Annotated in this window: 13 protein-coding genes; 9 read left to right on the forward strand and 4 right to left on the reverse strand. The window is 64.9% G+C overall.

The window, feature by feature from the left end; genetic code table 11:
* The first annotated feature begins 55 nt into the window (after nt 1-55).
* Both HZZ16_RS14185 and HZZ16_RS14190 read left to right on the forward strand, forming a co-directional pair.
* Nucleotides 56-832 carry a DUF1223 domain-containing protein gene (locus HZZ16_RS14185; RefSeq protein WP_197949062.1) on the forward strand — a complete coding sequence of 259 codons (777 nt, stop codon included), beginning with the start codon at nt 56-58 and terminating at the stop codon, nt 830-832.
* 577 nt (nt 833-1,409) lie between these two features.
* Nucleotides 1,410-1,781, forward strand: a complete 372-nt coding sequence (locus tag HZZ16_RS14190) for a DUF2794 domain-containing protein (RefSeq protein ID WP_197949063.1) — start codon at nt 1,410-1,412, stop codon at nt 1,779-1,781.
* A 126-nt stretch (nt 1,782-1,907) separates the two neighbouring features.
* On the opposite strand, the gene HZZ16_RS14195 is transcribed toward HZZ16_RS14190, so the two are convergent.
* From HZZ16_RS14195 to HZZ16_RS14210, 4 genes are all read right to left on the reverse strand, one after another.
* Complete coding sequence (locus HZZ16_RS14195; RefSeq protein WP_197949064.1) at nt 1,908-2,438, reverse strand: GNAT family N-acetyltransferase; 531 nt, start codon at nt 2,436-2,438, stop codon at nt 1,908-1,910.
* A gap of 220 nt (nt 2,439-2,658) precedes the next feature.
* Nucleotides 2,659-3,450 carry a Bax inhibitor-1/YccA family protein gene (locus HZZ16_RS14200; RefSeq protein WP_197949065.1) on the reverse strand — a complete coding sequence of 264 codons (792 nt, stop codon included), beginning with the start codon at nt 3,448-3,450 and terminating at the stop codon, nt 2,659-2,661.
* 280 nt (nt 3,451-3,730) lie between these two features.
* Entirely contained in the window at nt 3,731-6,301 is a 2,571-nt protein-coding gene (locus HZZ16_RS14205) for an ABC transporter permease (protein WP_197949066.1), read from the reverse strand.
* Entirely contained in the window at nt 6,298-7,020 is a 723-nt protein-coding gene (locus tag HZZ16_RS14210) for an ABC transporter ATP-binding protein (RefSeq protein WP_197949067.1), read from the reverse strand. The genes HZZ16_RS14205 and HZZ16_RS14210 overlap by 4 nt, the downstream gene beginning before the upstream one ends.
* Nucleotides 7,021-7,075: 55 nt before the next feature.
* On the opposite strand from HZZ16_RS14210, the gene HZZ16_RS14215 reads away from it, so the two are divergent.
* The 7 genes from HZZ16_RS14215 to sucD all read left to right on the forward strand — a co-directional run bounded on the left by HZZ16_RS14215 (nt 7,076) and on the right by sucD (nt 13,815).
* Entirely contained in the window at nt 7,076-7,711 is a 636-nt protein-coding gene (locus HZZ16_RS14215) for an arylesterase (protein ID WP_197949275.1), read from the forward strand.
* Nucleotides 7,712-7,887: 176 nt separating this feature from the next.
* Complete coding sequence (thpR, locus tag HZZ16_RS14220; protein ID WP_197949068.1) at nt 7,888-8,424, forward strand: RNA 2',3'-cyclic phosphodiesterase; 537 nt, start codon at nt 7,888-7,890, stop codon at nt 8,422-8,424.
* A gap of 194 nt (nt 8,425-8,618) precedes the next feature.
* Nucleotides 8,619-9,806, forward strand: a complete 1,188-nt coding sequence (gene zapE, locus HZZ16_RS14225; protein WP_197949069.1) for a cell division protein ZapE — start codon at nt 8,619-8,621, stop codon at nt 9,804-9,806.
* Between the two features lie 240 nt (nt 9,807-10,046).
* Nucleotides 10,047-11,015, forward strand: coding sequence for a malate dehydrogenase (gene mdh, locus HZZ16_RS14230; RefSeq protein ID WP_197949070.1), 969 nt, complete (start codon nt 10,047-10,049; stop codon nt 11,013-11,015).
* Between the two features lie 198 nt (nt 11,016-11,213).
* Nucleotides 11,214-12,410: an ADP-forming succinate--CoA ligase subunit beta gene (gene sucC, locus HZZ16_RS14235; RefSeq protein WP_197949071.1), complete on the forward strand. Its 1,197-nt coding sequence runs from the start codon at nt 11,214-11,216 to the stop codon at nt 12,408-12,410.
* 4 nt (nt 12,411-12,414) lie between these two features.
* The gene (locus HZZ16_RS14240; protein WP_197949072.1) at nt 12,415-12,894 is read left to right on the forward strand and encodes a DUF1579 family protein; all 480 of its coding nucleotides are present in this window, start codon (nt 12,415-12,417) and stop codon (nt 12,892-12,894) included.
* 36 nt (nt 12,895-12,930) lie between these two features.
* Complete coding sequence (gene sucD, locus HZZ16_RS14245) at nt 12,931-13,815, forward strand: succinate--CoA ligase subunit alpha (RefSeq protein WP_122400407.1); 885 nt, start codon at nt 12,931-12,933, stop codon at nt 13,813-13,815.
* Nucleotides 13,816-13,859 lie beyond the last annotated feature (44 nt).

Consider the following 13,859-nt stretch of genomic DNA (forward strand, 5'->3'; position numbering starts at 1 on the left):
GTGACCATCCGGCGATAAGATTTCCCTCCAACAGTAACGGTGTGCGGCGTTCGACATGACGACAATGACGGCTTCCCATCTGATTCCACGTTGGTCCGGTGCCCTCTGGTCGGGAGCTCTCGGCATATGTGCGATCATCGCCGTCATTCGTCCTGCCCAGGCTGAACCCCGCGCCGTCGTCGAATTGTTCACCTCGCAGGGCTGCTCCTCCTGCCCGCCCGCCGACCAGATCATCGGTGATCTCTCCAAAGATCCCTCCGTCATCGCGCTGAGCATGCCGATTGATTATTGGGATTATCTCGGCTGGAAGGACACGCTGGCGGACTCGCGCTTCTCTGCACGGCAGCGTGCCTATTCGCGCATGCGCGGCGACCGCGAGGTCTACACGCCGCAGGTCGTGGTCAACGGCTCCACGCATGTCATCGGTAGCGATCGTGCCGGCATCGAGAACGCGATCGGCAAGACCGACAAGGGCACGGGCGTGATGAGCGTGCCGGTGACGATGTCGCTCTCGGGCAAGCAGATCAACGTGTCGGTGGCAGCAAGCAAGGAGCCCACGGTCTCGCGCGGCGAGGTCTGGATCTGCTCGATCGCCAAGTCGGTGCCGATCGCGATCACCCGCGGCGAGAACCGCGGACAGCAGGTCACCTATCACAACGTGGTGCGCAACCTGCTCAAGGTCGGCGACTGGACCGGCCGTCCGGAGAGCTGGACGGTGCCGATCGAGAACCTCACGCGCGACGGCGTCGACGGCGCGGTGGTCTACATCCAGGACGGCAGCCGCGAGCGACCAGGCCCGATGTTAGGTGCGGCGTATACGTCGCTGCATTGATTCGAATTTCGCTTCATCTCCAGGCCCGATTTAACTCCGCATGGTGAGGAGGCGCGTCAGCGCCGTCTCGAACCATGAAAGGCCCGCACCGGCGGCCTTTCATCCTTCGAGACGCGCGCGAAGAGCGCGCTCCTCAGGATGAGGGGAAACAGTCTTTCCGCGGATGTTTGGGAGAGAGCGTCGGTCGCGCCGGAAACATCCCGACGCAAACAAAAAAGGACCAACTTGCGTTGGCCCTCCTTGTCGCGCGTACAGACCCGATCCTGTTCGACCCCGGGGGGCTGGGGGCTGAGGAATCCGGAACCGAAAGGACCGGGTCAACGCACGTCACCCTTTTCGCAGTGCAGGGCGGCAGGCGGTTGGCGGAAAAGCGGCGATACTATGATTCCTGCTAACGATCCCGTGACGGTTTGCCGCGACAGAGTTCCACTCTGGCGTGTGCCCTGATGCGCTGTCGATTCGATGGGTTGAGCCCCCTTGCGATGCGGAACGGTTGGCGCAATCATGCAATTGTCATGAACGCGGTTCCGGTCTTCGCGGACGCGGGTCATAGCCGTGCGATGAGGAGGCGCTTCCCATGAGTCTGACGTCGGAGGATGCCGATCCGAGCGAGCAGCGCGCGGCGGCGCGCCCCGCCGCGGCGTATGCGCCGCCGAACCGGGTGACGTTCAACCGGCTTGAGCTGCACCGGATTCTCAATCTCTACGGCCGCATGGTCGCCGACGGCGAATGGCGCGACTATGCCATTGACTTCCTGAAGGACCGCGCCGTGTTCTCGGTCTATCGCCGCGCCTCTGAAGTGCCGATCTATCGCATCGAGAAGGACCCGCGCCTCGCGCGCAAACAGGGCATGTACAGCGTGATCTCGGCGACCGGCCTGATCCTGCGCCGCGGCCACGAGCTCGAGCGGGTGCTGCTGGTGATCGATCGGAAATTGGCGGTGGTGTGACGACCTTCGGCCGTCATTCCGGGGCGCGCTAAGCGCGAACCCGGAATCCAGAGATTGTGAGCGTATGATGCGGCTCGAGATTCCGAGTTCGATGCCGCGCATCGCCCCGGAATGACGGTACGACGGCTACTTCCCCGGCACAGTGCTTGCGCCCTCGCCGAGCTCGCGTTGCATCATCACGGTGTCCAGCCAGCGGCCGAATTTCAGCCCGACATTGGGATGCGTGCCGATCATCTTGAAACCGCACCTCGTGTGCACGCCGATCGATCCGGCATTGGCGGAATCGCCGATCACCGCGATCATCTGGCGGAAGCCGCGCGCTTCGCATTCGACGATCAGCCGTTCCAGCAGCTTTGAGCCGACGCCGCGGCGGTGGAAAGAGGGATCGAGATAGATCGAGTTCTCCACCGTGAAGCGATAGGCTGGCCGCGGCCGGTAGGCGCCGGCATAGGCATAGCCGGCCACGCGCCCGTCCAGCATGGCGAGGAAATAGGGGTAGCCGCCGTCGATCAGCGCGCGATAGCGGCGCGTCATTTCCGCAAGGTCGGGCGGCTCCAGCTCGAACGTCGCCGTGCCCTCGCGGACGGCCTGCTGGTAGATGGCGGTGATGGCGGGGAGGTCGGCCTCGATGGTGGGCCTGATATCGGGTTCGGACATGGGGGAAGATTAGAGCGTTCCCTCGGAGGCCGGAAGAGGCTGCGCTGCCTCCACACCGGTCATTGCGGGTGCAGCGAAGCAATCCAGAAATGCATCCGCGGAGGGACTCTGGACTGCTTCGTCGCAAGGGCACCTCGCAATGACGGGGGAGAGGCCGTACCCCCAAACAAAAACCCCGGCCTTTCGGCCGGGGTCCGTGTCGTTCGCTCGGGCCTGTCGCCTACTCGCGCTGGCCGAGGAGCTGCAGCAGCAGCGTGAACAGGTTGATGAAGTTCAGGTACAGCGACAGTGCGCCGGTGATGGCCGAACGCTCTGCGATGTCACCGCCGGCCGAGGCATAGCCGTAGATGTAGTCGTTCTTCAGCCGCTGGGTGTCCCAGGCGGTGAGGCCCGAGAACACCAGCACGCCGACCACCGACACGATGAACTGCAGTATCGAGCTGGCCAGGAACAGGTTCACCAGGCTGGCGAGAATGATGCCAATCAGGCCCATGAACAGGAACGAGCCCATCCCGGTCAGGTCACGCTTGGTGGTGTAGCCGTAGAGGCTCAACGCACCGAAGGTGGCCGCGGTGATGAAGAACACCCGCACGATCGAGGTGTGCGTGAACACCAGGAAGATCGATGACAGCGAGATGCCCATCAGCGCCGAGAACACCCAGAACAGGATCTGGGCGGTCGAGGGGGCCAGACGGTTGATACCCGCCGAGATCACGAACACCATCGCGAGCGGCGCCAGCATGAACAGCCACTTCAGGGGGCTGACGAACATGGCGTAGCCGAACGGCGTCAGGAACAGCTTGCCGACGCGGACGGCGTCCGCCGTCGGAACGTCGGTCACAGCGGCCATGTAGACGCCGAGCGCGGCCAGGCCGGTGATGGCCAGGCCAATGGTCATGTAGTTGTAGATGCGCAGCATATAGGCGCGCAGGCCGGCATCGACCGTCGCGGCGTCAACACGCCCGGCGGCCCTGCCGAAAGGAGAAGCGTAGTTACGGTCTAGGTCCGACATGGTCGAATTCCCGTTGGTTGGTCCGTCCGGCATGAGGGTCGCCATGCCGCCGGTTCGTCAAAATTCTATCTCGGAGACCCCTGCCAGCCGACTTAATTTTGGCTCACAATCGGGACTCCGAACCCATCCGATATGTGGGAAACTAACACATTCGCCGCAACCTTCCACGCGCGGCTGAATGTCGCCCTCGGCGGCAATCCTGACGCGAAGCTGACGGGTAGCGTGGTTAATCGCCGAAACCCGGGTGATTCCGCCCGACTCGATCCGCCGCTACATTTTGTCACAAATTTCGCAACACCATGGCGGGCCTTTTGTTCAATGCCAGCAGCGTGCCGGCAAGCCCGAGCCCGACGGTGACGACCAGCGCGGCGGCGACCACGCCGGCGGCGCTGCCGGCCTGCCAGACGAAGCTCAGCGTCATCAGCCGCGTCACAATCATCCAGGCAGCTATGCTGCCCGCGATCACCCCGAACACCGCGGTGGCAAGGCCGATCAGCAGGTATTCGAGGGCATAGGCGCCGAGCAGCCGCAGCCGCGTCGCGCCCAGGGTCTTCAGGATCACCGCATCATAGACCCGGTGGCGGTGGCCGGCGGCGAGCGCCCCGCCCAGCACCAGAATCGCCGAGATCAGCGTCACGGCGCTGGCGCCGCGGATCGCCAGGGCCAGATTGGTCACCACGGAGCCGACCGTCTCCATCACCTCGCGCACGCGTACGCTCGTCACCATCGGATAGGCGTCGGCGACCTCCTTGATGATCTTGCCGTCGCCCGCCGCCTTTCCGCCCGCTTCCGTCAGTGTCGCGATGTGGGCATGGGGCGCGCCCTTGAAAGCGTTGGGCGAGAACACCAGGACGAAATTGATGCCGAGACCCTGCCAGTCGATCGTGCGTAAATTGCTGATCTTGGCCGGGATGTCGCGGCCGAGCACGTTGACCACCACCTCGTCGCCGAGCTTGAGGCCGAGCCCGTCGGCGATCTTCTTCTCCATGGAGACCAGCGGCGGGCCGGAATAATCGGCACGCCACCATTCGCCCTCCACCACCTTGGAGCCCTTCGGCAGCTCAGCGGTATAGGTCAGGCCGCGGTCGCTCTGCAGCACCCATTCGGAATCCGTGGTCGGCTTGAGCTCCTCGGCGCGCACCCCGCGCGCGGCGACGATGCGTCCGCGCAGCATCGGCACGTCCTCGATTCTGGCGCCAGGGGCGATCTGGCGCAAATACGCGTCGAACTGCTCGGCCTGCGCGCTCGGAATGTCGATGAAGAAGAACGACGGCGCCTGGTCGGGAAGCGCGGCCAGGAACTGCCGGCGCAGATTGCCGTCGATCTGGGTGATCGTGACGAGCACGGCGAGCCCGAGTCCCAGCGACAGCACGACCGACGGCGTGAGCGCGCCCGGCCGGTGGATGTTGGCGATCGCAAGCCGCAGCATCGGCAGCCGCGTCCGCGGCAGCCGTCGTGCGATTCCCATCAGCAGGGCGGCGATGCCGCGCAGCAAGGCGAACACGACCACCGACGAAACCACGAACACCGCGGCGATGCGCCTGTCGAACGACAGGCCGATCACGACCGCGATGAGAAGAGCGATCACGATCGCCATGAACACGAGATAGCTCGCGCGCGGCCGGTGCCATTCGGAGCTGATGGTGTCGCGGAACAGGGCTGCCACCGGCACGTCGTGCACGCGGCCAAGCGGCCGCAGGCCGAAGGCGAGCGCGGTGAGGAGGCCGTAGACGAAAGACAGCGCGAGCTCATCAGCATGCACGGCCGGAACCATCGGCAGCGGCAACAGCTTGCCGAACAGGCCAACGATGGCAAAGGGCATCGCGGCGCCGAGCGCCAGGCCGATCACGGACCCGATTGCGGCCAGCAGGACCACTTGCGCCAGGTAGATGCCGAACACGTCCCGGCCGGTGGCGCCGACGGCCTTGAAGGCGGCGATCACCTCGAGCTTGCGGTCGATGTGACTCTTGACGGCATTGGCGACGCCGACGCCGCCGACCAGTAGCGCAGCAAGCCCGACCAGCGTCAGGAATTGCGTGAAGCGGTTGATGTTGCGTTCGAGCTGCGGCGAGGCATTGGAGCGGCTGCGGATCTCCCAGCCGGCCTGCGGCGCGGCGCTCCGCGCATCCGCGATGAAGGCTTCGGTGGCGCGCTCGTTGTTGGCAGCCTCCGGCAGCTTGACCCGGTAGACCCAGCGCACCAGGCTGCCGGGCTGGATCAGGCCGGTGGCGCGCAAGGCCGCCTCGCTGATCAAAAAGCGCGGCCCGAAGCCGATGCCGCCGGCGAGCTTGTCCGGCTCGGCCTCCACGGTGGAGCGGATCTGGAATGTCGCGGCCCCGATCGTGACGCGGTCGCCGGTCTTGAGGGAAAGCCGCGCCAGCAGCGTCGGATCGGCGGCGGCACCGAACGCGCCGTCGCGCATCGCGAGCAAATCGGCCATCGGCACGGGCGGCGCCAGCGTCAGCTGTCCCAGCATCGGATAGGTGTTATCGACCGCCTTCATCTCGACCAGCGCCAGCTTGCCGTCAGCCGAGCGCGCCATGCCGCGCAAGGTCGCGGCGGTCGAGACCGTGCCGCGCGAGCGCAGGAACGCGACCTCTTCCGGCTTGGCCTCGCGCTGGAACAGCACGAAGGAGACGTCGCCGCCGAGCAGCGTGCGGCCTTCGCGCGCGAGACCGTCGCTCAGGCTCGCGGACACCGAGCCGACGCCCGCAATCGCCATCACGCCGAGCGCGATGCAGGCGATGAAGACGTAGAAGCCGCGCAGGCCGCCACGCAATTCGCGCAAGGCATAGCGCAGCGACAGCGCGACGGCGTTCGGCTTCGCGAACGATTCGGCCACGGCGCTCATGCCGGTGCGGACTGCGTGTCGATGCGCCCGGAGCGCAGGCGGATGACGCGGTCGCAGCGATGCGCGAGCGAGGAATCGTGCGTCACCAGCACCAAGGTCATGCCGCGCTCGGCGTGCTTGCTGAACAGGAGATCGACGATCTGCTTACCCGTCGTCTCGTCGAGATTGCCGGTCGGCTCGTCGGCGACGAGGATCGCGGGATCGGGCGCCAGCGCGCGGGCGAGCGCGACGCGCTGCTGCTCGCCGCCGGAGAGCTGCGTCGGATAATGATGCAGGCGGTCGCCGAGCCCAACCGATTGCAGCTCCTCTGCCGCGCGCTTGGCGGCATCGGGGTTGCCGGCGAGCTCGAGCGGCACCGCCACGTTCTCCAGCGCCGTCATGGTCGGGATCAGGTGGAAGGACTGGAAGACGATGCCGACCTGGCGGCCGCGGAAGCGCGCCAGCGCGTCCTCGTCGAGGGCATTGAAAGGCGTGCCATTCACCACCACCTCTCCGCTATCAGGACGCTCCAGCCCCGCCATCACCATCAGCAGCGTGGATTTGCCCGAGCCTGACGGGCCGATCAGGCCGATCGTCTCGCTCCGGCCGACCCGCAGGCTGATATCCTTGAGGATGTGAACGCGTGCCGCGCCCGTGCCCAATGAGAGGTTGACGTTGGAAATGGCGATGGTGTCCGCGGCGGTAGCGGCGAGCGAAGAGGGGTCGATGCGAGTGTCCATGGTCCGGTCATATGGCAAGTCCGCACGCGGGGTCGAGAGGCGTTACGGATTGTTCATGCACATAGCCGTGTTGATGCTCGCCGTCATGACGGTGGCGGACCCCGCTTGGGCGGGCGCGACAAAACCGGTCAAGCTCGTCGTCCTAGGCGATTCCTTGAGCGCCGGCCTCGGCCTTCCGGCCCAGGAGGCATTCCCCCAAAAGCTTCAAAAAGCCTTGCAGGCCAAGGGCATAGAGGTCGACATGACCAATGCCGGGGTGTCCGGCGACACCACCTCGGGCGGCCGCGACCGGCTCGACTGGTCGGTGCCCGATGGAACCGACGGCGTCATCGTCGAGCTCGGCGCCAACGACGCGCTGCGCGGCATCGATCCCGACGTGACGCGCGCCGCGCTGACCGACATCGTCCAGCGGCTCAAGGCGCGAAAGATTCCAGTCATGCTCTGCGGCATGCTGGCGCCGCCGAATTACGGCGCCGAATACGCCGCCCGCTTCAATTCGATTTATCCGGATTTGGCGAAGACATTTGACGTGCCGCTCTATCCGTTCTTCCTCGATGGCGTCGCGGCCGACGCCAAGCTCAACCAGCCCGACGGCATTCATCCAACCGCTGCAGGCGTCGACATCATCGTCGGCAGGATCATGCCCATGGTGGAGGCATTCATTGGCACGATCGCTGAGCAACGGCGTTGAAAAGCAGGCAACGCTAGCCCGAATTCCCAGGGTTTTACCGGGGTGAGGCGCGGCATGCTTCGCAGAGTCACACAACTGCGATAGGAATCGGGGTACCGGTGATTCGTCGCCGGCTCTAATTCGGATATGGTTCTCGCTATTCGAGGACCGTACCCAAGCATCGGGAGTGCGAAACGATGCCGCGTTTGTTCACGGGTCTGGAAATTCCGGCCGAGATCGGCCAGTCGCTTTCCAACTTGAGGGGTGGCCTCCCCGGCGCCCGCTGGATCGATCCCGAAAATTATCACGTCACCCTGCGCTTCATCGGCGATATCGACGGCGCTTCCGCCAACGAGATCGCATCGATGCTGTTTCGCGTCGACCGCAAGCCGTTCGAGGTGAAGGTGCAGGGGCTCACCAGCTTCGGCGGCCGCAAGCCCCGCGCGGTGGTCGCCACGATTGCGCCGAGCAAGCCGCTCATGGAGCTGCAGGCCGAGCTCGAGCGCATGATGCAGCGGATCGGCCTCGACCCGGAAGGACGCAAATACATTCCGCACGTCACGCTCGCGAGGCTGCACGACGCCTCCGACCGCGACGTCGCCGACTATCTCTCGCTGCGCGGCTATTTCCCGAGCAAGGCGTTCATGGCCGAACGCTTCGTGCTGTTCTCCTCACGCGCATCGACGGGCGGTGGGCCGTACGTGGTCGAGGACGCCTACGAGCTGTGTGCTTGAGGAACTCGTGCCCCGGCCGCAGAGCCGGGGCCCAGCTTTCCCACGATGAACGAAATTTGGCGATGAACGAAGCAATGTGTCCCGGCTCTGCGCAGCAGCGCAAGCGCGCTGCAGCGCGTCCGGGACACGAAAGCGCATACCTCTGACCCCAATTCACGGCTTGCAATTTTCCGCCGTCTCTGGCGGAAAGAGCCATGCTCTCGACCCCCAGTTCCCCTTTCAGCGAAGCGTATCAGGCCGAGATTGCGTCAGGCGCAATCGAGCCCGATGCCGCGCAGGCCGAGGTCGCCCAGGCCTATGCCGCGCTCGACCAGCGGCTCGCGACCTACAAGCCGCAGCGTAAGCAGGGCCTGCTCAGCCGTCTGTTCAGCTCTGGCGACAAGGATGATGCGCCGCGCGGACTCTACATCCATGGCGAGGTCGGTCGCGGCAAGACCATGCTGATGGATCTGTTCTTCCAGCACGCATCGGTCGAGCACAAGCGCCGTGCGCATTTCCACGAGTTCATGGCCGACGTGCACGAGCGCATCTACGATTATCGTCAGAGCATCGCGCGCGGCGAGATCGCCGATAGCGACGTCATCGCGCTGACCGCCACGGCGATCTTCGAGGAGAGCTGGCTGCTCTGCTTCGACGAATTCCACGTCACCGACATCGCCGACGCGATGATCCTGGGCCGCCTGTTCGCAAAATTGTTCGAGCTCGGCACCGTCGTGGTCGCGACCTCCAACGTTGCGCCCGACGATCTCTACAAGGGCGGCCTTAACCGCTCGCTGTTCCTGCCCTTCATCAAGCAGATCACCGACCACATGGACGTCGCGCGGCTCGATGCGCGCACCGACTTCCGCCTGGAGAAGCTGCAGGGCGTGCCGATGTGGCTGACGCCGGCCGATGGCGACGCGGACGCCGCGCTCGACCGCGCCTGGAAGCGGATGACGGGCGGCGCCAAGTGCCGCTCGCGCGACATTTCGATCAAGGGCCGCATCCTGCACGTGCCGTGCTCGGCCCATGGCGTGGCGCGGTTCTCCTTCGCCGACCTCTGCGAGCAGCCGCTCGGTGCATCCGATTACCTCAGACTGGCGCACGACTATCACACCATCCTGGTCGACCATATTCCAGTGATGGACCTCTCCCAGCGCAACGCGGCCAAGCGCTTTATCACTCTGATCGATACGCTCTATGACAACGCCGTAAAGCTGATGGCCTCGGCCGACGCCAACCCGATCTCGCTCTACCTCGCGACCGACGGCGTTGAGGCCATGGAGTTCAAGCGGACCGCCTCGCGCCTGATCGAAATGAGCTCGGAATCCTATCTGGCGCTGCCTCACGGCCGAAAGGATTCCACCGCCAGCGGCTCGACCAAGGGGCTGGTGGAGACTTAAGTCCTATCCTTGCCCGTCATTCCGGGGCGCGCGGAGCGCGAGCCCGGAATCCATACTCCCTGGTGGTTATGGATTCCGGGCTTGCGACTTCGTCGCGCCCCGGAATGACGGCTTCGGTATGCTGGCTGCTACCGCGCCAAGCCCGACAATTGGGCATTGGGCGACTTGAACGGGGGAGGCGAAAGGGATAACCACCCCTCTCAGTTTTCCCCTCCTTACGTGTCTAAAGGACAGGTTCACATGGCGCGCGACAAGATTGCTTTGATTGGCTCCGGTCAGATCGGCGGAACGCTGGCTCACCTCATCGGCCTGAAAGAACTGGGCGACGTCGTGATGTTCGACATCGCCGAGGGCGTGCCGCAGGGCAAGGCGCTCGACATCGCGCAGTCCTCGCCGGTCGACGGCTTCGACGCCCATTACACCGGCGCGAACTCCTATGAGGCGCTCGACAATGCAAAAGTCTGCATCGTCACCGCCGGCGTGCCGCGCAAGCCCGGCATGAGCCGCGACGACCTCCTCTCCATCAACCTCAAGGTCATGGAGCAGGTCGGTGCCGGCATCAAAAAGTACGCCCCCGACGCCTTCGTCATCTGCATCACCAACCCGCTCGACGCCATGGTCTGGGCGTTGCAGAAGGCTTCCGGCCTGCCGCACAAGAAGGTCGTCGGCATGGCCGGCGTGCTCGATTCGGCCCGCTTCCGCTACTTCCTCGCCGACGAGTTCAACGTTTCCGTTGAGGACGTCACCGCCTTCGTGCTCGGCGGTCACGGTGACACCATGGTGCCGCTGGTGAAGTACTCCACCGTCGCCGGCATCCCGCTGCCCGACCTCGTCAAGATGGGCTGGACCTCGCAGGCGCGCCTCGACGAGATCGTCGACCGCACCCGCAACGGCGGCGCCGAGATCGTCAATTTGCTCAAGACCGGCTCGGCCTTCTATGCGCCGGCGGCCTCCGCGATCGCGATGGCCGAGAGCTATCTGAAGGACAAGAAGCGCGTGCTGCCCTGCGCCGCCTATCTCAACGGCGAGTACAGCGTGAAGGACATGTATGTCGGCGTGCCCGTCGTGATCGGCGCCAAGGGCGTCGAGCGCGTGGTCGAGATCGACCTCGCCGGCAAGGACCGCGAAGCCTTCGACAAGTCGGTCGGTGCCGTGCAGGGCCTGGTCGATGCCTGCAAGAAGATCGCACCCGATCTTCTCGGCCGCTAAAGGCGCAATACCCCCGCCGAAGATCGAAACCGGTCTTCGGCGGTTTCACTTCCGGGACCAGCTGCCGGGGGCGGGTTCCTAGTCCAGAGATCTGAAGTCAAAGAATCCGGGTTGCAGTTCCTGTGGTATATGGTATGCCAGCCACAAGACTGAGGTGGGCCCATGGGGTCACCGCCCGCGGGTTCAGGGAGCGACCATATGAATATCCATGAATATCAGGCCAAAGCGCTGCTGAACGAGTTCGGCGTGCCCATCTCCAAGGGCGTCCCGGTGCTCAAGGCTGCCGACGCCGAAGCCGCCGCCAAGGCGCTGCCCGGCCCCGTCTGGGTGGTGAAGAGCCAGATCCATGCCGGCGGGCGCGGCAAGGGCAAGTTCAAGGAAGCTAGCGCCGGCGACAAAGGCGGCGTCCGCATAGCCAAGTCGGCTGCTGAAGTCTCCGAGTTTGCCAAGCAGATGCTGGGCGCAACCCTAGTGACCGTGCAGACCGGCCCCGCCGGCAAGCAGGTCAACCGCCTCTACATCGAGGACGGCTCGGACATCGACAAGGAATTCTACCTCTCGATCCTGGTCGACCGCGAGACCTCGCGCGTCTCCTTCGTCGTCTCGACGGAGGGCGGCGTCAACATCGAGGACGTCGCCCACAACACGCCCGAGAAAATCGTGACCTTCTCCGTCGATCCTGCCACCGGCGTCATGGGCCATCACGGCCGCACGGTCGCGAAGGCGCTGAACCTCTCCGGCGATCTTGCCAAGCAGGCCGAGAAGCTCACCGCGCAGCTCTACGCCGCCTTCGTCGCCAAGGACATGTCGATGCTGGAGATCAACCCGCTGGTCGTGACCAAGCAGGGCCAGCTCCGCGTGCTCGATGCCAAGGTGTCGTTCGACGACAACGCGCTGTTCCGCCACCCCGAGGTGCTCGCGCTGCGCGACGAGACCGAGGAAGACGCCAAGGAGATCGAGGCGTCGAAATACGACCTCAACTACGTCGCGCTCGACGGCAATATCGGCTGCATGGTCAACGGCGCCGGCCTTGCCATGGCGACGATGGACATCATCAAGCTCTACGGCATGGCGCCGGCGAACTTCCTCGACGTCGGCGGCAGCGCCAGCAAGGAGAAGGTCGCGGCCGCCTTCAAGATCATCACCGCCGATCCCAACGTGAAGGGCATCCTGGTCAACATCTTCGGCGGCATCATGAAATGCGACGTGATCGCCGAGGGCGTCACGGCTGCGGTTCGTGAAGTCGGCCTCAGCGTGCCGCTGGTGGTCCGCCTCGAAGGCACCAACGTCGAACTCGGCAAGAAGATCATCCGTGAATCCGGCCTGAACGTGGTGCCCGCCGACAATCTCGACGACGCCGCGCAGAAGATCGTGAAGGCCGTCAAGGGAGGCTGACGCCATGGCCCAGGACCATCTCGCCGCATCATCTCCGCTCCCCGAGCACGCGCGCCTCGCCGCGTTCGCCGGCGAATGGGATGGTGAGGAGATGGTCTTCCCGTCGCGCTGGACAGCGGGCGGGCCGGCCGCCTCGCGCGTCGTCGCGCGCATGGATCTCAACGGGTTCTATCTGATCCAGGACTCGGTCCAGATGCGCGAGGGCAAGCAGGTCTTCGCCACCCACGGCATCTTCACCTTCGACCGCGACGACCGGACCTACAAATTGTTCTGGTACGACTCGCTCGGCTACACGCCGCCTTCGCCCGCCTCAGGCGGGTGGGACGGCAAGACCCTGACACTGGTGCGCGGCTCGCTCCGCGGCAATGCGCGCCACGTCTACGAGATCCTCGACGACAATTCCTACTCGATGAAGATCCAGTTCTCGCCGGACGCGGAAGGCTGGGCCGACGTGCTCACCGGCGTCTACCGCCGCATCCACTGACCCTCTCACTCTGTTAGTTTCGCGAAAGCAGACCTCATGTCCATCCTGATCGACAAGAACACCAAGGTCATCTGCCAGGGCTTCACCGGCAAGAACGGCACGTTCCATTCCGAGGCCGCGATTGCCTACGGCACCAAGATGGTCGGCGGCACCTCGCCGGGCAAAGGCGGCTCGACGCATCTGGGCCTGCCGGTGTTCGACACCGTGCGCGAGGCGCGTGAGAAGACCGGCGCCGATGCGTCGGTGATCTACGTGCCGCCGCCAGGCGCGGCGGACGCGATCTGCGAAGCCATTGATGCCGAGATCCCGCTGATCGTCTGCATCACCGAGGGCATTCCTGTGATCGACATGGTGCGCGTCAAGCGCTCGCTGATCGGCTCCAAGTCGCGCCTGATCGGGCCGAACTGCCCGGGCGTCATGACCGCCGGCGAGTGCAAGATCGGCATCATGCCCGCCAACATCTTCAAGACCGGCTCTGTCGGCATCGTCTCCCGCTCGGGCACGCTGACCTATGAAGCCGTGTTCCAGACCTCCCAGGAAGGCCTCGGCCAGACCACCGCGGTCGGCATCGGCGGCGATCCGGTCAAGGGCACCGAGTTCATCGACGTGCTGGAGATGCTGCTCGCCGACCCCAAGACCGAATCGATCATCATGATCGGCGAGATCGGCGGTTCCGCCGAGGAGGACGCCGCTCAGTTCCTCAAGGACGAGGCCAAGCGCGGCCGCAAGAAGCCGATGGTCGGCTTCATCGCCGGCGTCACAGCCCCTCCCGGCCGCCGCATGGGTCATGCCGGCGCGATCATCTCGGGCGGTAAGGGCGACGCCGGTTCCAAGACTGAGGCGATGAAATCCGCTGGGATTACAGTGTCGCCGTCGCCCGCGCGCCTCGGCCATACGCTTGCCGAAAAGTTGAAAGGTTAATTCACTTCTTCGTGCTTTTCCGGGCGAAGTTTCGCAGCAAATAG

The organism is Bradyrhizobium glycinis (assembly GCF_016031655.1).
Lineage (GTDB): Bacteria > Pseudomonadota > Alphaproteobacteria > Rhizobiales > Xanthobacteraceae > Bradyrhizobium > Bradyrhizobium glycinis.